The sequence below is a fragment of the Gracilibacillus salitolerans genome, from assembly GCF_009650095.1.
GTDB classification, from domain to species: domain Bacteria; phylum Bacillota; class Bacilli; order Bacillales; family Amphibacillaceae; genus Gracilibacillus; species Gracilibacillus salitolerans.
Genome location: NZ_CP045915.1, coordinates 4,795,417 through 4,819,248 on the forward strand (window position 1 = coordinate 4,795,417; position 23,832 = coordinate 4,819,248).

Annotated in this window: 23 protein-coding genes; 10 read left to right on the forward strand and 13 right to left on the reverse strand. The window is 37.2% G+C overall.

Features of this window, described 5'->3' with window-relative positions:
- Positions 1-356: 356 nt before the first annotated feature.
- The 8 genes from GI584_RS22405 to GI584_RS22440 form a co-directional block, all read right to left on the reverse strand.
- A complete protein-coding gene (locus tag GI584_RS22405) occupies positions 357-1,004 on the reverse strand; it encodes a YesL family protein (protein WP_153792681.1) in 648 nt (215 codons plus the stop codon).
- Positions 1,005-1,131: 127 nt separating this feature from the next.
- Entirely contained in the window at positions 1,132-2,514 is a 1,383-nt protein-coding gene (locus GI584_RS22410) for an extracellular solute-binding protein (protein ID WP_100358675.1), read from the reverse strand.
- A 55-nt stretch (positions 2,515-2,569) separates the two neighbouring features.
- The gene (locus GI584_RS22415; RefSeq protein WP_100358674.1) at positions 2,570-3,412 is read right to left on the reverse strand and encodes a carbohydrate ABC transporter permease; all 843 of its coding nucleotides are present in this window, start codon (positions 3,410-3,412) and stop codon (positions 2,570-2,572) included.
- A gap of 68 nt (positions 3,413-3,480) precedes the next feature.
- Entirely contained in the window at positions 3,481-4,416 is a 936-nt protein-coding gene (locus GI584_RS22420; RefSeq protein WP_153792682.1) for a carbohydrate ABC transporter permease, read from the reverse strand.
- 146 nt (positions 4,417-4,562) lie between these two features.
- Positions 4,563-5,474, reverse strand: coding sequence for an AraC family transcriptional regulator (locus tag GI584_RS22425; RefSeq protein WP_100358672.1), 912 nt, complete (start codon positions 5,472-5,474; stop codon positions 4,563-4,565).
- Complete coding sequence (locus GI584_RS22430) at positions 5,467-6,243, reverse strand: sugar phosphate isomerase/epimerase family protein (protein WP_153792683.1); 777 nt, start codon at positions 6,241-6,243, stop codon at positions 5,467-5,469. The genes GI584_RS22425 and GI584_RS22430 overlap by 8 nt, the downstream gene beginning before the upstream one ends.
- A 9-nt stretch (positions 6,244-6,252) precedes the next feature.
- Entirely contained in the window at positions 6,253-7,095 is an 843-nt protein-coding gene (locus tag GI584_RS22435; protein ID WP_153792684.1) for a sugar phosphate isomerase/epimerase family protein, read from the reverse strand.
- Positions 7,096-7,516: 421 nt separating this feature from the next.
- Entirely contained in the window at positions 7,517-8,293 is a 777-nt protein-coding gene (locus tag GI584_RS22440) for an SDR family oxidoreductase (RefSeq protein WP_153792685.1), read from the reverse strand.
- A gap of 206 nt (positions 8,294-8,499) precedes the next feature.
- Between GI584_RS22440 and GI584_RS22445 the strand changes: the two genes are divergently transcribed.
- From GI584_RS22445 to GI584_RS22470, 5 genes are all read left to right on the forward strand, one after another.
- Positions 8,500-9,624 carry an ROK family transcriptional regulator gene (locus GI584_RS22445; protein ID WP_153792686.1) on the forward strand — a complete coding sequence of 375 codons (1,125 nt, stop codon included), beginning with the start codon at positions 8,500-8,502 and terminating at the stop codon, positions 9,622-9,624.
- Positions 9,625-9,860: 236 nt separating this feature from the next.
- Entirely contained in the window at positions 9,861-10,634 is a 774-nt protein-coding gene (locus GI584_RS22450) for an NAD-dependent epimerase/dehydratase family protein (protein WP_228552308.1), read from the forward strand.
- A gap of 701 nt (positions 10,635-11,335) precedes the next feature.
- Positions 11,336-11,662: an ArsR/SmtB family transcription factor gene (locus GI584_RS22460; RefSeq protein WP_153792688.1), complete on the forward strand. Its 327-nt coding sequence runs from the start codon at positions 11,336-11,338 to the stop codon at positions 11,660-11,662.
- 179 nt (positions 11,663-11,841) lie between these two features.
- Positions 11,842-12,360, forward strand: a complete 519-nt coding sequence (locus GI584_RS22465) for an SRPBCC domain-containing protein (RefSeq protein ID WP_100358650.1) — start codon at positions 11,842-11,844, stop codon at positions 12,358-12,360.
- Between the two features lie 26 nt (positions 12,361-12,386).
- Positions 12,387-13,298 carry a VOC family protein gene (locus GI584_RS22470; RefSeq protein WP_153792689.1) on the forward strand — a complete coding sequence of 304 codons (912 nt, stop codon included), beginning with the start codon at positions 12,387-12,389 and terminating at the stop codon, positions 13,296-13,298.
- Positions 13,299-13,367: 69 nt separating this feature from the next.
- Here GI584_RS22470 and GI584_RS22475 read toward each other — a convergent pair whose 3' ends face one another.
- From GI584_RS22475 to GI584_RS22495, 5 genes are read right to left on the reverse strand one after another with little or no spacing between them, the layout of a single operon-like run.
- Complete coding sequence (locus GI584_RS22475; RefSeq protein ID WP_153792690.1) at positions 13,368-15,155, reverse strand: L-fucose isomerase; 1,788 nt, start codon at positions 15,153-15,155, stop codon at positions 13,368-13,370.
- 15 nt (positions 15,156-15,170) lie between these two features.
- The gene (locus tag GI584_RS22480) at positions 15,171-16,652 is read right to left on the reverse strand and encodes a rhamnulokinase (RefSeq protein ID WP_153792691.1); all 1,482 of its coding nucleotides are present in this window, start codon (positions 16,650-16,652) and stop codon (positions 15,171-15,173) included.
- A 28-nt stretch (positions 16,653-16,680) separates the two neighbouring features.
- Complete coding sequence (locus tag GI584_RS22485; protein WP_153792692.1) at positions 16,681-17,334, reverse strand: class II aldolase/adducin family protein; 654 nt, start codon at positions 17,332-17,334, stop codon at positions 16,681-16,683.
- 24 nt (positions 17,335-17,358) lie between these two features.
- Positions 17,359-17,790, reverse strand: coding sequence for an RbsD/FucU family protein (locus tag GI584_RS22490; protein ID WP_100358645.1), 432 nt, complete (start codon positions 17,788-17,790; stop codon positions 17,359-17,361).
- 20 nt (positions 17,791-17,810) lie between these two features.
- Positions 17,811-18,833, reverse strand: a complete 1,023-nt coding sequence (locus tag GI584_RS22495; RefSeq protein WP_153792693.1) for a LacI family DNA-binding transcriptional regulator — start codon at positions 18,831-18,833, stop codon at positions 17,811-17,813.
- Positions 18,834-19,093: 260 nt separating this feature from the next.
- Here GI584_RS22495 and GI584_RS22500 point away from each other — a divergent pair, with 260 nt between their 5' ends.
- From GI584_RS22500 to GI584_RS22520, 5 genes are read left to right on the forward strand one after another with little or no spacing between them, the layout of a single operon-like run.
- Positions 19,094-20,443 carry a xylulokinase gene (locus tag GI584_RS22500; protein WP_153792694.1) on the forward strand — a complete coding sequence of 450 codons (1,350 nt, stop codon included), beginning with the start codon at positions 19,094-19,096 and terminating at the stop codon, positions 20,441-20,443.
- Positions 20,444-20,460: 17 nt separating this feature from the next.
- Entirely contained in the window at positions 20,461-20,601 is a 141-nt protein-coding gene (locus tag GI584_RS22505) for a hypothetical protein (protein ID WP_153792695.1), read from the forward strand.
- Between the two features lie 15 nt (positions 20,602-20,616).
- Positions 20,617-21,270 (forward strand): transaldolase family protein, encoded by a 654-nt coding sequence (locus tag GI584_RS22510; RefSeq protein ID WP_153792696.1) that lies wholly within the window; start codon positions 20,617-20,619, stop codon positions 21,268-21,270.
- Positions 21,271-21,301: 31 nt separating this feature from the next.
- The gene (locus GI584_RS22515; RefSeq protein WP_153792697.1) at positions 21,302-22,792 is read left to right on the forward strand and encodes a sugar ABC transporter ATP-binding protein; all 1,491 of its coding nucleotides are present in this window, start codon (positions 21,302-21,304) and stop codon (positions 22,790-22,792) included.
- 23 nt (positions 22,793-22,815) lie between these two features.
- A complete protein-coding gene (locus GI584_RS22520) occupies positions 22,816-23,808 on the forward strand; it encodes an ABC transporter permease (protein WP_100358640.1) in 993 nt (330 codons plus the stop codon).
- Positions 23,809-23,832 lie beyond the last annotated feature (24 nt).

Here is a 23,832-nt window from a genome sequence, read left to right on the forward strand (position 1 = left end):
AACAAGACACCTGATACGTTTGCTATTGTTTATTTCATCTAAAAAAATAAGCATGGAAGTTAAACCTCCATACTATATTGTATTTAATAAGATAAGGAAGAGTATCATAGTATTTTGAACTATAATAAGGTGGTTATTTTGAAATGGTTAACCTGCTAGGCCATCGCTTCGGCTGCCCGCTTCCCTTTCCGTGGGGTTTTCCCTTCAGCTAACTTTTCCAAGCAAAAATCGATTGGAAAAGTGGACCTTCAGGTAAAACAGTTCCCATAGGAGTTGAAGCGGCCGGCCTCCGCTATAAAGTTGTTCTACAACGTTTGTGACCGTTATCTTTTTGAGCTTTCTTAAAGTGGTCACATTTACATTGTGGATTTCATGTAAAGAGAAGTTTTATTTTCAATTTTTTTCAATGATTGATAGGAAAACCACATCATTATAAACGTCAATCCACTTCCTGTAAATACAAATATGATACCAGGGAAATAATAACCAATAAAGAAAAAGGCACAAATATTAAGCAGAATCAAAATAGTATTTAAAGGAGATACAAGTGCAACCACAAATGCATAGGTTATATAATCTATAAATTTAGCATTGTAATGCACAAATGTCGGGAAGATATAGGTGGAGATAATACTTACTAAAAATGCCAAACCAAATAGCAAGAACAAGAGTAACCACCGAAGCCAGTGATCAATCGTGCTAACCAGCATAATATTTACATATAGTAAACCTCCCACAAATATCAAAAAATAGCCTATCAAATTTGCTTGTTTGAAGTTATTCTTGAACTCTAACCAAAATTGTTTGAATAAAGAGAAGTCCCGATTACCGCGAATCCATTTCCTTTCAATTGCCAGTGCAGCAACTACAGACGGAAAAAAACCGAAGAATAGTAAACCTCCTAAGCTAAATAATAGCCAAAGTATATTAAGATAGGCAAGACGCGAAATCCATACCATTGTCTTATATAAAATCCCCTCATGATACATTTTTCGTTCACCCATTTCACTTCCATTTTATTGTTATTTAATTTGTACTGCCTTTGTCACTTTTTCTTAAGGGAACTTATCGCAGTAAAAAAACGATGAAAAAAGGAGGCTAATCCTCCTTTTTTTCATCAAATTATACCTTTTAATTTCTATTTTCCAACCATTCTTCACTCTCCACTTGGGCTTTTTCCACTGCTTCTTGAGCTGACCTTTCACCAGTCAAAGCAGCTTCAACTTCAGAAGTTAATATAAAACGTGGTTGTGACGAAGCCCAAGGGTATCTAGGTGTCCATGGTGTACTCATTGCTTCCATGGTCGGATCCATTAGATTTTCCACTTTTGCATAACTATCCCATGTTTCTGCCGCTTGGATAGCTGGCATTCCATTTGCCTCTTCGAATATATATTGTTGAACAGTTTCACTTGTGGCAAACTTCATCCATTCCCAAGCTAAGTCTTTATTTTCACTATCTTTGGCCATTGTAATTGGACTTCCTGCAAACATGCCGCCTACACCTTCATCATTTTTAAACTCTTGGGCAATGGCAATGCGATCACCAAGGCCTTGTGCATATGCTGACATAATCGTATCACCAGGACCTTGATTAAGCATAATAGCAATATCGTTGTCTGGTGTCAGCCATTTTTCACTACCCTGGTCACTTACAAGTCCGTCAGGTGCATATTCTTGCATTTCTAATAACCACTCTAACCCGGATACCATTTCTGGACTATCAAAATTGAATTCAATTTCATCCCAGGCAAATCCAGATCCCCAACTGCCATTTTGACCTTCAGCAAGATTAATTAATGTGAAAGCAGAAGACCAATCACCACGGAACCAAATACCATAGTTTTTTTCACCTGTAACCGGATTTTCTCCTGTCATCTGTTTTGCCTTTTCCGTTACTTCGTCCATTGTAGGGTATTCAGAAAGATATTCAACACCCCACTCATCAAATAATTGTTTATCATAAGCAATAAAGCGTGCATCACCTAAGAAAGGTAGGCCGTATATCCCCAGTTCATCACTATCAGGACCAAGTGCTTTCCAGCCATCCACTTGATTATCTATAAATCTATCCAAATCGAAATCAGGGTCCTCTTCAATGTATGGCTCTAGTGGTTCTACTACCCCTTGAGCTGCAAAGTCTGCAATACCAGGCATTTGATAAACATCTGCTTCACCTGAAGTAATCATTGCTTGCGTCTTTTCTGTATACCCTTCCCAAGGCATGATAATAAACTCAACTGTTGCACCAGGATGTTGACTTTCAAACTCATCTTTAATAACTTGAAGACCTTGAGTCGTCTCTCCTGTAATAGGATCTGTGGAGTCTTCCAAATCAAAATCACCAATTAACTGGACTTTTATGGTTTGGCCATCCCAATCACCTTCTACAGCATCCTCATTTGTTTCTGAGCCATCATCACCTGCAGTATCATCTGAGCTGCAACCTACTGTTAAAACGGTTATTACTAAAGCAAACAATAACATTAGCCAGACACTTTTAACTTGTTTCATTTTTTTACCCCCTTAAAGAATAGTAGTTTACTTCCTGAAACAGAACAACTGACCATCATTCTCCCTTCACTCCACTTAATGCAATACTTTGAATAATATATCTCTGCAAGAAAAGGTACAGTACTACGATAGGTAATATACTAACGGTGGCAAGGGCCATCGTTAATCCTCCTAAACTTGTTCCATTTTCTAAAGAAAAGCTTGCGAGATATAGCGGAACCGTATGGAGATCCTGATTATTTAAAACAACCAATGGCCACATGAAATCATTCCAACTCCAAATAAAAGAAAGAATAACCATTGTCGCTGCAATCGGGCCTGCTAGTGGTAAATAAACGGTAAAGAATATTCTAAACTCTCCTGCGCCATCAATTTGTGCTGCTTCACGAAGAGTTGTCGGTAGCTGATCAAAGAATTGCTTACATAGAAAGATAAGCATACCATTAATAACAGTTGGTAGAATCAATGGCCAAAAGGTATTTAACAAGTTAAAACTATTAAATAATGTGTATAACGGAATAAGTCTTGGTTCCATTGGGATCATCAACGTACACAATACAAGAATAAAAAGAAGTCTCTTATATTTAAAATTACCTTTGGAAAAGGCATACCCTGCAAGTAATGATGCGGATACTTGCAAAAAAACGGAACTTGTCGTGACAATACCGGAGTTAATATAAGATTTAATGAGTCTTCCATTCTCAAAAACAATTCCATAGTTAAAGTTTGATATTGTTTCCGGTATTAATCGAGGGGGGAAAGGCATGGTAATATTAGCCGTTCGATCAAAACCAACACTTACCATCCAGACAAATGGCATCATCAGTAATGTTCCGCATACCAACAAGATGATAAACTTTACTATATTTGATATTCTTTCACTAGTTTTCTGATCCATATTCTGACCTCCTTCTTTTAAAGTAAGACTTCCCTTAGCGGGGGTTTTACGGACAGCACCGTGATCAACTAGAGTTGCATTCTCGAAACTCTCAAATTAATGAAAGTAAATATTAAAATAATCACAAACATAATGTATGTTGCTGCTGAAGCTATCCCAAATTCAAACCCTGTAAAACCTCTTTCATATATAAACGCGCCCATTGTTTGAATCGACCTAGCTGGACTACCGTTGGGGCCGCCTAAAACATAGACTTCATTAAAACGTTGTAAGCTTCCAATCCAACCAGTAATTAATAAAAACGCAAAGGTTCCGGACATGTTTGGAATCGTAATAAATAACCATTGCTGAAGTCCGCTAGCCCCGTCGATTTTGGCTGCTTCATACATTTCAGGAGAAATCGCTTGTAAATTCGCTAAACAAATAATGATGACAAAACCTATCCAATGCCAAACTGCTAGTAAAATCACTCCCCACTTAGCAGTAGACGGATCAGAAAACCATGTAGAGGTAGGTAGGCCAATTGCATTTAATGCATAATTTGCAACACCCATTTCGGGATGTAAAACGAATTGGAATATCATAGCGGCCGCGACGATAGATGTTACATTGGGTAAAAAATAAACTACCTTGAAGAAATTTTGTCCACGTCTAACAGAATTAATTAAGGAAGCGAAAATAAACCCAAGGGGAATAGTAATAAAGATTTGAAAGAACCCGATAAAAAAAGTGTTCCATACTGTATTCCAAAAAGTTTTAGACGTTAATACCAATTGAAAGTTTCGTAAACCTATAAATGATTCAATCGTCCCGTTTGATTTAAAAAAACTCAAGCGGAATGATTCCACGATTGGGTAGGCCATAAATAATAAAATACCAATGAAACTTGGTAATAAAAATATATACCATGTAAACGTAGCTTTTCGTTTCTTACTTTTGATTGTTTCAACATTGTCGTTAATGGTTACCGTATTTTCCACGCCATTCTCATTAATTTGAGCCATCCCTTCCCCTCCTTTTAACAAATTATCGTTTTGTTAACGTTTACATTTGTTTGAACGAATTACTTTACCACCAATTATATGTAAACCATATCGATAAATCTTAGCTCTGATTGTTCGAATCCCATGATATATTTGTCTGTCCTTGCTTAGTAAAAATGGTTGATGAATGTGTTACTATTAGAATCTTTTTCATCTCGATTACGATATTCCGATGGTGTAATTTGATAATGCTTGCGGAATTTTCTACTAAAATGAGAAGCACTTTCAAATCCGGATTCTAATGCAATATCCAAAATCGACTTTTCTGGATGCATTTCCAGTAAGTACTTTGATCGTAATAACCGTCGTTGCATCATGTACTGCATCACTGTGATACCTGTAACATCCTTAAATATCCGAGACATATAATATTTACTAATATGCAATTGAGCTGATATTTCGTCTAATGTTAAAGGCTGGTGATAATGATAGTCGATCCATGTAATTACTTTATTGACATGCTTCATCTTGTGCGTGTTTCCTATGGGCATACTTGTCAGTTTAGATTTACTTAATTCATAGATAATAAATAACAGTTCAATAAATAAAGTAGTGATCTCCCCTTTCAGCATCCGCTTCTCAATCGACTGTTTCGCTGAATTTTTCAAGTTTAATTGCTTTATATATATCTTTTGATACAAAGATTGTATTTCCTCAAACTTCTGTAAATCAATATCACGTAATAATATATTGCCAAGTTCATCAAAAGGGGTTAATATTTCCGGAACATTTAATTGATTAATAATTGACCTCATCCATTCAGGAGAAAATTCGATAACGGTTCTTTCATATGGTTGGCCTTCCGTCGGAGTTGGCCCATGTAAAGCCGATCCGTTCATTACAATAATATCGTTCTCGTGCAACTGAATCACATGGTCATTAATCAAGTATTTACAATCTCCCTTATGAAACATATAAATTTCAAAATAATCATGTGAGTGAACAAAAAAATCACTTTTTCGAAAATTGACATCTACATTTCGGTAATAGAGATATAGATTTTCTATTGATTTATTCATCGTTGTCACTCCTAAAATGTTTTTTTAAAAATTTATAACTTCTACTTGCTTCTTCTTCAAAATTCCTCCATTCACACTCGACCGATATTCGATGGGAATAGTTAACGTCTTTCAAATAATTTGCAAATGCTTCATAAGGATAAGTTCCTGTCCCAGGTGCTAATCGATCAGAATCTGCTACATGAATATGACCTAAGAATGAACCCGCATCTACAGTATGTTGTAAAGGTTCTTGTTCTTCGTCCATATGATAAAAATCAGCTAATACTTGAATTGATGGATGATTTACTTTTTTAGCTAACTCCACCGCCTCTGGAACACTATTGATGATGTTACTTTCTTTTTTATTTAACGGCTCAATCACAATCGTTATATCATGTTTTTCTGCATATTCTGCTGCCATATGCAAGAATCGTATTAACTGTTTTTCCGCCTCTATTTTGGAGAAATGTTCAGGATATGACCTGGCACCACCACTTCCGAAAACAACCGTATCTGCACCAATTTCTCTCACCCGTGGAATTGCTTTTGACAGGTAAGTTTCAATTGCCGTTTCATCTACATCGTTTCCTGTAACTTTTAGATGACCCGGCAAAAAGACATTGCATACTTCTATCGGTAAATGACTATCCTGAAACTTTTTACGAATTTCTTCATAATCTGCATCATTTTCCGGGACTAGCGATACTACCGTACACTCAAGGAATTCAAACCCTGCTGCAACCACAAAATCAACATGATCGATATTGGTACAACACCCTATTTTCATACTCTCCTCCTATAGCCTGCTTTTAAGCCACTCTATATTATATTTTAATATTTTTTTTGTTTCTTTTTTTCCACTAAAATCTTCTAGACCAATGTATCCGTCATAGTTAACCGATTTTAAATCATCTATCACCTGTACCCAGTCTACGATACCCTCGTCCACCAGCTCCCAAGCTACTTTCCACTGATGACCATTCTTGGATGAATCTTTTATCCATTTTGCATTTTTCACATGAACATGTGCTAAATATGGTCCTAGTAGTTCCATCCCCATACGATGATTTTCATATCCTTCATGGACCATATTGCCAGGATCAAACAGGACACCTATCGCATTTGGATCCAAGCCTTCTACTAATCGATACGCTGCACTGGCACTTGCCGCAATTGTTTGATGATGTGTCTCAACAAGACCTTTCACACCATAGTTTTTGCACAACGTTTCACACTCTTCAAGGTAACGCTTACAATCATCGAATAGAGTATTAAAATTTTCTGAACGATTATATTTGGGTACTCCAAGGCGAATAAAACTTGCACCTAGTGCTTTCGCAAGCTTTAGGACTTGTTCTGTTCCTGCTAAATCACCCGATGTTAAATAAGGAGTAACACTCACAGCTTCAATATTTGCTGCTTCACTTTTTGTTTTTAACTGTTTGATTTCCTCTTCAGCAATCTCTGGGGTGAGTGTACATTTGTTATTTCCCCAAAAACTAACGGGTTCTTTTGTTAATTCTGTCGGAATTTCCTTATACCGCCATTCTACACCATCAAAACCTTGTTGTTTTAACTCATTAATCAACTCTTCTGGTTCAAGATCCGGTGTCATTACCGTAAAAACAGATAACTTCATTATTAATCACCCTTAGTATATGAATATTAAAATGCTCTTTACTAAATTCGTATACTAATCATAACACTTACATTTCCATCCTTCTATAATATGATTGATTGATTTTTGTCTGAAATTGCTTTTTATCATCATGATAAATTAGACTGCTTCCTTCAACGATAGTCTTTCAACGCCATGTAGTATTCAAATGAATGAATGAAACAACAATTTTGATCAAGAAAAAAGCTACGCCTTTATGTCAAAATAGCTTTTTCCATACTTGCTACAGATTAACGACACCATTATCTCTCCGTAAGTCACCGATAGTATATAAAATGGCACTCATTAATAATACATTTTTCTTTGTCATTTTCTTCTGCCACCTTATTTATATCTTTTGTTAACGCTTTCTTGTTTAGTTACATAAAGGTACTTCATTAAATTAAATACTAGTGAAGCCACCGTCTACTACAAAATCAGATCCCGTTGTAAAGCTACTTGTATCTCCAGCAAGATATACACAAATCGACTGCAATTCCTCCGGTTTACCAATCCTTTTTGCAGGTGTCATATCACTCCATTGCTCGATCAATGGTTTTAGGCTTGGCGAATTTAAGGTTAACTCTGTACCCATATAGCCTGGACTGATTGAATTAACTCGGACATTTCTTGTTGCCCATTCCACTGCCAATGATTTTGTCAATTGAATCACACCTGCTTTGGAGGCATTATAAGCACATTGTGGCTGCGGGTAATTAACAATATGAGCTGACATGGAAGCAGTATTGATAATGGAACCGCCCCCTTGTTTGAGCATTACTTTTCCAGCAGCATGAGCCGTCAAAAAGACGCCTGAAAGGTTGATATCTATAACTTTTTTCCATTGCTCAAAGGTCATATCCTCGGCTGGTGCATTGATACAAATTCCTGCATTACAAAAAGCAACATCCAAACGATCGAACTCAGCTAAAAATTGGCCAATCATAGCGTTTACATCTTCTGGTTTCGTTACATCTGCTTTGATGGCAATAGCTTTTGTCCCATTCATTTCAGCAATTTCCTTTGCTGTCTTTTTTGCTTCCTCTACATCCAAATCAACAATAGCAAGATCAGCACCGGCTTCAGCAAAAGCAGTCGCAACACTTTTCCCAATTCCACGTGCGCCCCCAGTTACAAAAATCTTCTTGCCATCTAATCTCATTTTTTCGATAATTCCCATTTTTTCTCCCTCACTTTTTTCATAAATTTATTTTGTAAAATAGTTTTATAAAATTTATTTATATAATAGTATGAATGAGTGAAAACGTCAACATATATATTTTAGTGTTATTGCAGCCTCTAAAGAATGTTGTAGGAATAACAATTAATATGGTATATTTAAATAAACTAATTTTATAAAATATTTTTATATAATGAGGTATTTTCATGGATAATAACATCACGTTTAAAGATATAAAAAAGAGCAATTATTCAGCGATTTTTCAGTTACTGTACCAAAACGAGAAAAGCTCAAAACAAGAAATCGCCAATCAGCTTCAACTAAGTTTACCGACTGTTACACAAAACCTTGTCCGCTTAGAAGAGGAGCATCTTATTGAAAAAAGTGGACAATTTCAATCGTCCGTAGGTAGGCGAGCAACAGCCTATGCTGTTAATGCAAAAGCTCGTGTAAGTATAGGTGTCGAAATTCAAAAACATACAGTTAAACTCCTCGCTGTAGACCTATTAGGGGCAGTCTTTCAGCAAAAGGAAAGGACACTTGCTTTTACAAAGGATGATCTATATTTCAAAGCATTGAGTAACGAAATCGAAGCATTTATTACTGAATTGGAGCTCTCATCAGACCAAGTATTAGGGGTAGGCTTTGCAGTACAAGCCCTCACTTCAGCAAATGGGAAAACTATTACATATGGAAAAATTCTTGATTGTACAGGATTAGAAATTGAAGCATTTTCTCAGCACCTTCCATACCCATGTAAATTTATTCATGATGCGAAATGTGCTGCAACGACGGAATTATGGCTTAGAAAAGATATTGGAGATGCCGTTTATTTATCAATTGGGACACATCTCGGTGGCGCCATCATTATTCACAATCAGATCGAAATGGGAAAAGAAGGACACAGCGGTACAGTAGAACATATGACGATGAACCCTGATGGTCCACGCTGTTATTGCGGAAAAAAAGGGTGCATGGAGACATATTGTTCCGTTAGTGCCTTATTAAATAAAGGTGATACGTTAGACGACTTTTTCCAGGAGGTTCGTAAAGGAACACCTGACTATGTCAAAAGGTGGGATCAATTCCTAGAGAATTTAGCTTTTGCTATCAATAATATTCACCTTGTCATTAATCGCGAATTTATTATAGGTGGCCATCTTTCACCATATGTCACAGAACAAGATCTAGAGATTTTACACGAAAAAGTTAATCAGAAAACGGCGTTCCCAAGTGACCAACGATTCATTCATATTAGTCGCTCCCTAGAACAAGGAGTGCCAAAAGGAGCGGCATTGCCATTTATCTCGGACTTTATACAGTCGGTATAACTTAAGACTTTCCTTGTTTCTGGCAAGAGAAAAAGCTGGCGTGCTTCTATTTGATGGGAGGACGCTTTTTTTCGTCGCTCCCGACATTTAGATTGCTTCTAGACACGGGGGCATTTTTTTCGCCTCTCCTGTCCTTTAGACTGTTGTTATTCGACCTAAAATCATACAAATTAGCCCGAACATGTATCTTCATGAGGAAAAGAGTTAGACTACATAGAAGAAAAGTTGGAGGGGGCATGATCACATTGAAGAAAATCACAATCATTGGCGGATCGGGGACAGTTGGTGACATCCTGTTTGAAAGGTTACAAAACAATTATGATGTGCTAGTTTTGGATAAAAATATCAAAAATAATACCTCAACACACCGCTATGTAGATGCTACTGATTTTAAGCAATTAGCTTCTGAAATGCCAAAAGACACAGATGTTATTATAAACTTACTCCGGATCGATACTGCTCATGCCATTGAACCCGAAGAAGTATTTGACCAGATGACAGATGTCTTCTTTAAGGCGACTTACTATATCATGTTAATTGCGACGAAATACAAAATACCGAAAGTCATCTTTGCTAGTAGTAATCATGTTACTGATTACTATGAGGAAAATGGCCATTCTAAGTTAGAACGTGAAATAACAACCAAAGATTATCCTTACCCTAAAGGATTATACGGGGTATTGAAGATTGCTTCTGAACAAGCAGGCTTTATTTTTTCTTTACATTCGGACTTATCGATAATTAATATCAGAATCGGCTCAGTTCCAGAAAAAAATGAAGAAGATGCTTTAAAACATGACGATCGCTTAACGCGAACTTTGCTGTCAAGAGAAGATCTTGTCGAGTTTTTTTCGGCTGCAATTGAAGCAAAAGTAAAATTTGGTACTTATTATGGGGTATCCAATAATAATAACAAACCTTGGGATATATCTAACGCCATAGAAGATCTGGGATATGCGCCCAAGAGGATTCATGCCGAAACTCACCCGACTTACGATAACACTTTATGAATACTTCTTGGGCAATATCTTCAGCCATGTGATTCTGCTTTTAAGTAAATGCCAGTCGTGTTATGCTCTGCCCATATTCATTCATTAACCATTCCAATAATTCATCTACTCGTTGATCATCTTGATTCCACATAGGTACTCCCTTCTTCAATCTCTATATCCTTTTAACTATTTAGACGAAGCTATGTACAATTGGTTGTATAAATCTGATATTCATTATTCTATAAACATTTCCAGTATAGTCATTAAATGTCTTTTTTTAAATATAAACTGTAGAATCTATCAAGTAAATAAGTGCATTACTTAAAATGAATGCACTCTCCCTTAAATAATTTTTCCTTTATGCTATAACTTGTACATATTAATCAGTCATCCCAGTTAACCAACTCTGGAAGTAGAACTTATCCTTCTTAAAATGACTTGCCTTAGATCGTTCTCGGGAGTTGCTTAGTTATTGACGCACGGTCTGCTACTCTTTTTAATAATCGACTTGTATAACTCTTACCACCCGTTTGTTGCTTATTATTTCATACCATTCTAAAAAACATCATTAATATTACTTGACAGGAATATTCCTGTTATGGAATAATTGATTTAACAACAGGATACGACATTGTTAAAAGTAAAAACTCGGGGGTGGTATGCTTAATTTAACAGCATTTTGATTTATGAAAAATACACATGTTAGGAGAGAAGTCATCATGAACACACAAACATTTAGTGCTTTGGCGGAACCCAACCGACTAGCTATAGTAGATCTTCTTCTTGAAGAACCACTTCCAGTAGGGAAAATTGCAGAAAGGCTAAATCTAAACCAACCCCAAGCTTCGAAGCATCTTCGCGTTTTGAGCGAAGCTGGCCTTGTCGAGGTTCAGCCTATGGCTAACCGTCGAATATATAAGCTAAAACCAGAACCGCTTCAAGAGTTGGATGAGTGGTTAGACTCCTATCGTCGGGAATGGGAAGGGCGAATGGATCGATTGGACGATTATCTCAATGTTTTACAAGGAAAAAAGCCATTGAATTAATGATTATGTAGTAAAATACACAAACTTTCGCAAGGTCACTTGGCGCATAAAGTTCAGAGACATCATAGCGAATTCTTTCCCTATGAGTATTTCGGATGATGAAGATAATGCCGTTGCTATACAGGGGAGAAATAAACGAAAGACAGAAAAAGTTTATACAACTGAATGGAGGAATTAACATGATTAACAACGAATTAAAATCTAGAGTTGAGAACGATAATGTATTGGTACTGGAGCGTATTTTCGATGCACCGCGCGACCTAGTTTTCAAAATGTTTAAAGAACCTGAGCATCTTAAGCATTGGTGGGGACCTACGGGTTGGGAACTTCCTGTATGCCACATTGATTTTAGGCCAGGTGGTACATGGCATTTCTGTATGAAGTGTACGGACCAGAATCAAGGAGAATATTACGGTATGGAGTCTTGGGGGAAAGTCGTTTACAAGGATATTGTCGAACCAGAAATGATCACTTACACCGATTACTTCTCAGATGCTGATGGTAATATCAACGAAACAATGCCATCATCCGAGATCAAATTGGAGTTCATCGATCTGGGAGACGGCGAGACGAAACTAGTTAATCATGCTGAATATGTATCTGCGGAAGCTCTCCAAGCTGTTATGGACATGGGTATGTTACAAGGTATAACCGAGACTTGGAACCGTCTGGAAGAGCGTTTGAACAAAATCAAGTAGCTAAATAATAAAAGGAGGGAATATCAATGACTGATCAAAAAATTGTCCCCCATCTATGGTTTAATCAGGATGCAAAAGAAGCAGCCCAATTTTATACATCGATTTTTCCAGATTCATCATTTACTGATATCGCTACCGTTCACGATACACCATCTGGAGATAGTGATGTCGTTTCTTTTAATCTCGCAGGATATTCATTCATGGCCATAAATGGAGGGCCACATTTTCAATTCAACCCCTCGATTTCTTTCTTTGTCAATTTTGACCCTTCTAGAGATGAAAACGCGAGGGAACATTTAGATCAGCTATGGGAAAAGCTATCTCAAGGCGGGACACCTCTCATGCCACTTCAAGAATATCCATTCAGTCACCGTTATGGATGGATACAGGATAAATATGGTCTGACATGGCAGCTGATCCTCACGCACCCTGATGGTGAAGAACGACCATTTATCATACCTTCGTTGATGTATGTTCAGGATGTGTGCGGTAAGGCGGAAGAAGCCACTGATTTTTATCTTTCTGTTTTCAACGAGTCTAGACGTGGAGAAATCGCACGCTATCCAGCTGGCATGGAGCCGGACAAGGAAGGGACTTTGATGTTTACAGATTTTATGTTAGAGAAGTATTGGTTTGCTGCTATGGACAGTGCTCAGGCTCATGACTTTACATTTAATGAAGCAATTTCCCTTTTAATCCAATGCGAAAATCAAGAAGAAATTGATTACTACTGGAAAAAGCTTTCCTCAGATCCAAAAGCAGAACAATGCGGTTGGTTAAAAGATAAGTACGGCATCTCTTGGCAAGTTTGGCCAAAGATAATGGGAGAAATGATGGCCAACGCGACAACCGAACAAATGGAGCAATTAACAAGAACATTTCTTCAAATGAAAAAATTTGACATAGAAAAATTAATAGAAGCATATCAAGGTAAGTAATATCCTAATAAGTTTTTTAACCATCAGCGGGGAGAGATCCCCCCCCACTGATGGTGTTTCACTTTATTATTATCTATATAATGGTCCATATGTTTGACATGCGCGATAATCCGCTCCCTCTATGTCATTTGTACCAAACATATTCCACGCACTCGGTCTAAATATTTTTTCTTCTACAACATTATGCATATTGACTGGAATACGTAACATGGAAGCAAGTGTAATTAAATCCGCTCCAATATGACCGTAACTCATCGAACAATGGTTAGCCCCCCAATTGTTCATCACGGTATATACATCACGGAATGCACCCTCTCCTGTCAGGTTTGGAACAAACCAGGTTGTTGGCCATGTTGGGTCCGTTCGGTTATTTAACACTTCGTGAACGTCATCAGGTAAATCGACGGTATAACCCTCAGCGATTTGTAATACAGGGCCTAATCCCTTCAGAAGGTTAACACGTGCAATGGTGACTGGCATATCTCCTTTTGATTTGAAATTACTAGAGAATCCTCCACCTCTGAAATACTCTGTATTAGCTGGTCGCCATTGAGTTGCTTGCAAACTTTTGTTTACTTCTTTCTCTGTAATCTCCCAGAAGCTTTTCATTACTGGTTTGCCGTCAACTTCTTGTTCACCAGCACCATCTAATGCAGCTGAACCCGAGTTTAACAAGTGAATAATCCCATCGCTTGCTCTTCCTTCAAGTGGATGATTCGTCACTCTTTGTACCGCATCAGGACTCCAATACGTTCTAACATCTGCAAAAACTTGAGCTGTATTGGTTAATAAGTGACCGAATAGCATCGTGGCTGCGTTCAATGTATCATTTTCTGTCGCAACCATGTATGGTGCACGAATACCATTCCAATCAAACGAGGAATTTAGAATAGCCTCCATAAAATCTCCATTTGGAAAATGATCGGTCCACTGCCGTTGACCTTGAAAACCTGATGCAATCGCATTATGACCCATTGCCTCTTCTTCATAGCCTAACTCTGCTAATTTCGGATTACCTTCCATCAAATCCCTTGTTATGATCGTCATTTTAATATTCATTTTTAAATCTTCTTCTTTTTGTTCTGCTGTCCGTTGATTTTCTTCCGCATTTGTATCAGAACCAAATATACAATTTTGTTTTACCCAGGCATAGGCCTTTTCAAATTCTTCTTTATCATAAATTTCTTCATTGATCCGACGGGTCAGTTCGGTCATATCGACATATTCATTTCGCATACCCAAATAATCTTGGAAAAAGTCCTCATCAACCATACTTCCTGCTATTCCCATGGAAACGGATCCGATAGATAAATAGGATTTATCTTTAAGCATAGCTACTGCAATACCAGCCTTGGCAAAACGAAGAATCTTTTCCTGCACATCCTCCGGAATCATATTGTCATCAATATCTTGTACGTCTCTCCCGTAAATACCAAAGGCGGGGATCCCTTTTTGATTATGCGCAGCCAAAACAGCCGCTAAATACACAGCGCCAGGACGTTCTGTTCCATTAAATCCCCAAATCGCATTGGGCCTTCTTGGGTCCATATCCATCGTTTCGGATCCATAGCACCAACAAGGGGTAACGGTAATCGTTACGCCAACATTTTCTTTATCAAATTTTGCCTTTGTTTGAGCCGCTTCTGCTACACCGCCAATACACGTATCTGCAATAACTGTTTCCACTGGCCCACCGTTATTATAATGTAGATTCTCAGATAACATTTGTGCTACAGCCTTCGCCATATTCATCGTTTTTTCTTCTAATGATTCACGCACACCTTTTCTTCTACCATCTATAGTTGGACGAATTCCTATCTTTGGCATATCTCCGATTAATCTTTGCTTTGCTGTCATATTTACTCCTCCTCGTTAATATGATGTGTCATTTACAAACCGTACAAAGCGCTCATAAGCTGATTGCCAGCTTGCTAGCTCTGTGGGTTGATAATGCTTGACAGAAAATGAATGTTGCACAATTTCTCTTGCTTTCTGAATGTTTTCTATTTCTCCTAAAGCAATCCATTGGCCAATCGCATTTCCAATTGAACTAGCCTCAACGGGACCTGCAACAACTTCCCGATTTGTTGCATTTGCTGTTAACTGACATAATTTTTCGTTACGAATGGCACCGCCACCCATATGAATGCGCTTTAATTTTTTCGATGTCAATTTTTCTAATCTATTAATCACCCAATAGTATTTCAATGCTAAGCTTTCCAGAATGCATCTGATTATTTCCCCTTGCGTTTCGGGGATCGGTTGCGATGTTTCTTGACAATACTCTTGCATTTCAGCAATCATATTTGCTGGATTGAAGAATCTGGGATCATCCGGGTTTATAAAAGAACGAAAAGGCGCTGCTTCCTCAAAAAGATAGTTTTCTTTTTCAAAGTCTGTTTCAATGCCTTCTCTTTCCCATATCACACGACATTGTTGCAATAACCACATGCCCATATTATTTTTCTGCAATCGATACTTCCCTTCTATCGTTCCTTCATTGGTGAAACCCCACTGCATTGCTTTATCTTCTGTCACTGGCTGGTCAACAGGAACACCAATTAACACCCATGTACCACAGCTCATAAAAACGGACTGATTATCTTCTAAAGGAAGTGCTGCTAACGCACTCGCCGTATCATGCCCCGCTACATTGATTACTTTTACAGGATCAATTTGTAATTCTTTATTAATCGCCGGCAAGGTATCCCCAGCAATTGTAAGTGGCTTTGTAACAGGTGCCAATAATTCACTGGTGATACCTAACTTCCTCAAAATACCTGTTTCCCACTCTGCTGTACCCCCCCTTAACATTTGCGTTGTCGAACTGATAGTGAATTCATTGTTTTTTACATCACAAAATAAATAGGCCAATAAATTAGGTGTTAGCAATAACGTGTCTGCTCTTTCTAATAATTCAGGGTTATTCTGCTTTATCGTATATAATTGAAAAATCGTATTAATCGGCGCTGTCTCCACACCGGTTAGAGTAAATAACTCTTCTGATGTAATATGTTGTAATGCATCCTCCATCCCTTTTGCGTTCTGTGGGTTTCGATAACTATACGGATTTGCTAGTAATTCTCCCGTTTTCGAAAGTAAGCCAAAATCAACTCCCCAAGTATCAATTCCCATACTTTCGACTTTTTCATGACCCTTTTGAATGCTTACTTGTATGGCTTTTTTCATTTCAGAAAAAATATTTAGAATATCCCAATAATAATTATCTGTTACGTGGACAGGATGGTTAGGGAATCTGTGTATTTCTTCCAAATACATCTTTTCACCATCAAAACTATTTAGCATTAACCGTCCATTGGAGGCACCTATATCAAATGCCCAAACTTTCTTCATATAACTCCTCCCTTCATACACTTAAAAACTATTTTTGGGCATCCTTCAATAATTTTGCACGATATTTTTCACTGGATAGGTCACGTAAATCTTGACACTCTTGTTCTGTTAAAAGTCTGGGATTTCCGACCATATTGGAAATGGTATATACTTTCGCAGCTTCTTCTGTAAGCTGCATGAAGAAATATGCTTCTTTCATCGACTTACCAACTGTCAAAACTCCATGATTCCGCATAACCACAACATCTGTTTCTTCAATTACTTCTGCCACTGCATCTGCTAATACATGTGTAGTGGGGATCATGTAATCTAAATACTTCACATTTCTGATCATTGCTGGAAAATCAGGGAACATGCTCGGTATATCTCTTTCAGCAGAAGAAACACCTACAGAATAACTAGGGTGGGCATGTAATACCGAATCTATGTCTGGCCTTCTTCTAAAACATTCCAAATGCATTAACACCTCTGAAGACGGTTTCAATTCACTTAATACCTCACCCGTTTCAATATGGACTTTAACCCACTGCTCTTCTTCTATTTCTTGCAGATCAAAACCACTTGGTGATATATACATGTACCCATCCTCACGCATACTTAAATTACCACCTGCACCTACCACTAACCCTGATTGAACTAATTTTGCCGCATACTCTTTTAATTGTTCTCTAACATTTGTCATTGTTCAGCCTCCTGTATGACATATTTAAGAAATAACACCTTTTTTCAAAATAATATTGGCATACAATGCTTTCTCTGTTGTTGCTATAATGGCATATGCTCTCTTGGATCTTTCGTAAAAGTCAAATCTTTCTTCATAACCGATTTGACTTCCATCCATTTGATGGATACTTAAAATATTTTTGTATTTATGCCATATTTCTGGTATTGGCTCATTCTGTTGATCCACTACTTGCATTAATGTAACTGGTTTATTCACGAAAGTATCCAGTGGGAACAATTCTAAAATAGCCTCTAATAAGTCAGGGACATTATGTCCATCACAGCGTATCAAATGATTAGCGTAATTTGCAGCTGGAAAGTTACCATCACCTATCACAATCTCATCACCATGCCCCATTTCGTGAAGCGTTTTCAATAGTTCCGGTGACAAGATGTTGGGTATTCCTTTTAACATTAATACCCCTCCTGTCTAATTTATTTGATTCTTCTTGTAGACTTTCTTATATGGATATCGGGAGGTAATATAATCTTTCGTTCTTGCTCTACATTCTTCTGTTCTACTCTTTCAATAAGAAACTGAATACCAATTTTGCCTAGTTCGGCCGCTGGTTGAGCTGCAACCGTAAAAAATGGATCAAAATAAACAACCGGCTCTACCTCGTCAAAACACACTACCGAAATATCCTTTGGAACATGTAACCCTAACTCTTTCAATGCCTTCATCACACTAATTGCAATAAAGTTGTTTGCTGCAAAAATCGCTGTTGGCCGCTTCTCTTCAGGCAATTGCATAAGCTGCTCTACAATACTTTTCGTATTTCCGGCTTGAACACTTTTAAAATCAATTTCGGAAATATACTTTTCATGTACAGGTAAGTCATTCAATTTGAGCGTTTCTAAATAACCTCTCTGCCGTTCTCTTGCTGTCGAAACATTGGATGGCCCATTGATAAGTGCAATATTTCGATGTCCATATCCAATTAAATGTTCTACTAGCTTTCGACTACCTTCATAACTATCACCTAAGACATAATCTCCTACAAACCCTTCAATCGTTCTGTCAATTAGAACCACAGGGATATTATGGTCCCTCAGCCGTTTAATTTGATCTAAAGTTTTATCACTTGTTGGGGCTATCAAGACTCCATCAACTCTTGCTGAGAGCATCATATCAATGTAATTGATTTCTTTATCGCTATCCTCATCCGTATTACTCATTAATACACGGTAATCCATTTCTACAGCAGCATCTTCTGCGCCTCTTGCGATTTTTGAGAAAAAAGGGTTCGATATATCTGTTAAGATTAAACCCAATGTTTTCGTTTGATTGGATGTTAAGCTTCTTGCTGCAGAATTAGGCACATATCCTAGTTCTTTTATTGCTTTTTCAACTTTTTCCCGCGTTGCCATGCGAATGTTACCAGAATTATTAATCACTCTAGAAACTGTCATCGGAGAAACATTTGCTTTTTTTGCGATATCATAGATTGTCACCATAATTGTCTACCTCTTTTTAATAGCTTTTGTTTTATAATGATACCGGTATCATTTATTTAATGCAAGTGTTTTTTATAGAATGATTTACTATTCTTTTTTTAAAAAGGTGACAAACCCATTGAATATATTGCATTATCCTACAATATATTAAGATAACACAACTTAACATTCAAAAAATAATTATTGACACACCTGAACCCTTATGATAATTTTATGTTACCGGTAACCGAAAGCGCTATCATAATGAGGAGGATGAAATAATGACTCATTCATCTACATTAATTTTAGCTCACGACATTGGTACCAGCGGTGTTAAAGCAACTCTTTTTAATCGCTTCGGTAATCTTGTTGATAGCTGCACTACCAATTATCAAACCTATTTCATGAAGGAAAATGAGGTTGAGCAAAACCCTGATGATTGGTGGAAAGCAATATGTCACGCCACAAAACACTTACTTAATACAAATAAAATAGCACCAAGTAATATTGAGGTTATTACTTTTAGTGGACAAATGATGGGTGTCGTTCCAGTCGATAAAAAAGCCAATCCTATTCGAAAAGCGCTGATTTGGGCAGATATGCGCGCTAGTCAACAGGCATATCATGCATGTGCAGAATTTGGTGAAGACCATTTATACAAACTAACCGGCAACAAAATGACCTCGTCCTATAGCGGAGCTAAAATGGCTTGGTTAAAGGAAAATGAACATTCTTCGTATCAGAAAGCATATAAATTGTTACAAGCTAAAGATTATATAGTTGCAAAATTAACAGGAAACTTCTTAACTGATTTCTCTGATGTTAGCGGTACCAACCTATATGATATTCGCAAGAAAGGTTGGATTGAAGATCTGATCCATTTTTGGGGCTTAGATATAGCAAAATTACCTGAAGTAGTATCATCCACCACCATCGCCGGTTATATAAAAGAAGAAATCGCTGATCAAATAGGTTTATTAAGTGGTACTCCTGTAGTGATTGGCGGAGCTGATGGAGCTTGCGCAGCATTAGGGGCAGGAATCACCCAGATTGGAGATACCTTCAATTATTTGGGGTCTTCATCATGGATTGCTGGTGTTAGTGACACACCTGTACTGGACAGACAAAAAAGGACCTTTAATTTTATTCACCTTGACCATTCTAAATATTTGCCTATGGGTACGATGCAAGCAGCTGGCAGCTTGATAGATTGGGTCATAACACAATGGTACAAAGAATTGGCAAAAGAAAATAAAAATAAGGCATATGAAATAATGAATCAAGAAATGAACGATTCCGCAATAGGGGCAAGGAAACTTGTTTTTCTCCCCTATTTACTAGGGGAAAGATCTCCTTGGTGGAATGCTGATATAAAAGCATCGATACTCGGATTAACAGCTCAACATCAACGTGGAGATATCGCACGAGCAGCTATGGAGGGGATATCTTTTAACTTAAGTCTTATTTATGGCGCCTTTATTGAAAGCGGTTTAAAAATGGATAACATGTGGCTTTTCGGCGGAGGTGCTAACAGTCCAATATGGCGGCAAATGTTATCTGATTTGTACAATATCCACTCGCTATTCCTCATGATGTTAATGAAACAACATCTAAAGGAGCTGCAATTGTAGGAGGTATTGGAATAGGTTTGATGGACGGATTTACAGAAGCAAAAAAGTGGAGTAATCAAGATTTCCTTGTTTATCCCAATCAAGAAACAAAGGAAGCATATGATATTGCCAAAAATCAATTTATCAAAGCATTTCATGCAACCAAAGCACTCTTTTAAAGGAGGAGATTCTCAATGGAAATATACCTAGATACTGCAAATCCAGATCATTTACAATTTGCTTCTAAGTTTCCTTTCTTAAATGGTATTACAACCAATCCAAGCATCATCGCAAAGGAAAAAGACTCATTTAAAAATGTAATCAAAAGAATAAACCAGCATATTCAAGGCAAAGTTTGGATGCAAGTTACCGAAACTACAGCAGAAGCAATGTATCAAGAAGCTATCGAATTAAAGAATTGGGTCGATCATCCTGTCATTAAGTTACCTATGAATGAAGATGGCTTGGAAGCTGCTTATCGACTGAGACAAGAAAATATTGAAGTAAATATGACCCTCATCTACTCACTATCACAAGTCGTACTTGCAGCTAAAGCAGATGTTAATTATATTAGCCCATACATCGGCAGAATGGATGATCAAAGCCTTGATGGGCAAACATTTATTAAACATTCTAAAGAAATTATTCAGTCATTTGGTGCATCTACTAAAATTATTGGTGCTAGTATAAGAAATACTCAGGTTGTCGCTGATTTAGCTAGATATGGATATGATGCTATTACGATACCTTTTCCAATCTTCAAAAAGATGTTTCAATCTCCTTTAACAACGGAAGGATTAGCAGTGTTTCAGAGTGATTGGGAAAAATACACGACCAGTCTTAAGTAATAAAGTAAACCTAAGGGAAAGGAGCAAGCAGATGTCCAATAAAATACTTGAGATGCAAAACATTAACAAGTCATTTCCTGGTGTAAAGGCATTATCTGATGTGCAATTGGACTTACACCGTGGTGAAGTTTTAGCATTGATCGGGGAAAACGGTGCTGGCAAATCTACATTGATGAAGATATTAACCGGCATCTACCAAAAAGATGAAGGCAGTATTATTTATGATGGAAAAGAAATAGCGCCTTCTAATACCAAGGAAGCCCAAGAACTCGGAATCAATATTATTCATCAGGAATTAAACCTTATGCCAGATTTAACTGTCGCTGAAAATATATTTATTGGCCGAGAACCAAGAGATAAACTAAATTTCTTTTTAAAAAATAAAGAATTAAATCAAAAAACGGCTGAATTATTTCAAAAATTAAATATTAGCTTAAATCCAAGAACGAAAATTTCTGAATTAACTGTCGCAAAACAACAAATGGTGGAAATCGCCAAGGCCTTATCGTTTAATGCAAAAATACTTATCATGGACGAACCTACCGCTGCTTTAACAGACAAAGAAATCAATACATTATTTGATATTATTACTTGGTTAAAAAATGAAGGTGTTGCCATTATCTATATTTCACACCGAATGGAAGAATTAAAACGCATTTCTGATCGAATCACTGTTATGAGAGATGGAGAGTATATTGCTACACTACCCACAGAAACAACAGAAATCCGCCAAGTCGTTTCATTAATGGTTGGTAGGGAAGTAAAAATCGAACAGAAAGTTTCTGATCCAGATGTATTTACTGATACTGTCCTTGAAGTAAACAACTTACATAACAACTATATTAAAAATGTATCATTTCATCTTAAAAAGGGAGAGATATTGGGATTCGCTGGTTTAGTTGGTGCTGGGAGAACAGAAGTAGCCAGAGCAATTTTTGGAGCGGATCCCTTTTCGGGTGAAATAAAAATAAACGGAAAGGCAGTAACGATCAAACAGCCAGTCGATGCCGCTAAACACGGGATTGGATACTTATCCGAGGATCGAAAACGCTTTGGTCTTATGCTTGAAATGACTGTAAAAGAAAACATTGTAATATCTTCTTTGGCTAATTATTCGACTGCCGCTTTTGTTAAACCAACCAACATGAAAACAGATGCTGAAGATTATTCCAGTAAATTAAAAGTAAAAACACCGAGTGTCAACCAACAGGTAAAGCTGCTATCTGGTGGTAATCAACAAAAGATCGTCATTGCTAAATGGTTACTAAAGGATTGCGATATTTTAATTTTTGATGAACCTACTAGAGGTATTGATGTTGGTGCAAAACAAGAGATTTATGATTTATTGGAAATGTTAGCTGATCAGGGTAAATCGATTATTATGATCTCTTCGGAATTAACCGAGGTTTTGAGACTCAGCGACCGTATTATAGTGATGAACGAAGGTCGGATAACTGGTGAATTATTAAATCGAGACGCAAACCAAGAAAAAATTATGGAGCTTGCTACAAAGCATAACTAAAGTGTTTAGAGGAGTGAGGAGAGGTGTCAACATTAACAAGTAACCCATCAACAAGTAATCAAAAGAAAAGACTTGTAAGTTCTGGAGCATTGCAACAAATATTAGCATTTGCCAGTCTTATTATTTTAGTTATCTTTTTTTCTATTGCTTCAGAGAATTTTTTGCAATGGTCTAATATTGAAGGAATACTATTATCTACTACAGTCATTGGTATCCTTGCCCTAGGAACAACTTTTGTCATTATTACGGGTGGAATCGATCTATCTATTGGTACAGGGATGACGTTAACTTCTGTCATGACAGGTGTATTTATCGTATTTCTTGGATTACCAGTCCTACTCGGTATTATTGGTGGAATTGTTACAGGTGCATTGATTGGTTTTATATCTGGTTTTTCCGTATCTATCCTAAGGATCCCGCCATTCATTGCAACACTAGCAATGATGATGATAGCAGAAGGATTATCTCTCGTCATTTCAGGAGCATCACCTATTTATTTTAGTGATGTTGAAGGATTTAATAACATTGCATTAGGTTCAATATTTCCTGGAGCTATCCCAAATGCAGTGTTAATTTTCTTCATTATGGTTTTAATTGGATGGATTTTATTATCGAAAACGATTGTAGGTCGATATACTTTTTCCATCGGGAGTAATGAAGAAGCAACCAGACTATCCGGGATCAACGTTAAAAAATGGAAGATGATTATCTACACGATCGCCGGATGCTTTACTGGTGTAGCAGGGGTTATTATGGCATCACGATTAAATTCTGCACAGCCTGCATTAGGTATGGGGTATGAATTAGAAGCGATTGCAGCTGTTGTGATTGGTGGTACTTCTTTAAGTGGTGGTAAAGGTTCGCTTATTGGTACCATGATTGGTGCACTAATTATGAGTGTCCTAACGAATGGTCTACGTATTATGTCCATCCCTCAGGAGTGGCAAACAGTTGTTATAGGTTTTGTTATATTATTAGCTGTTTACTTTGATATGTTACGCAAAAAGAATAGTTAATTACTTTTCTTTCGGATTTAACTC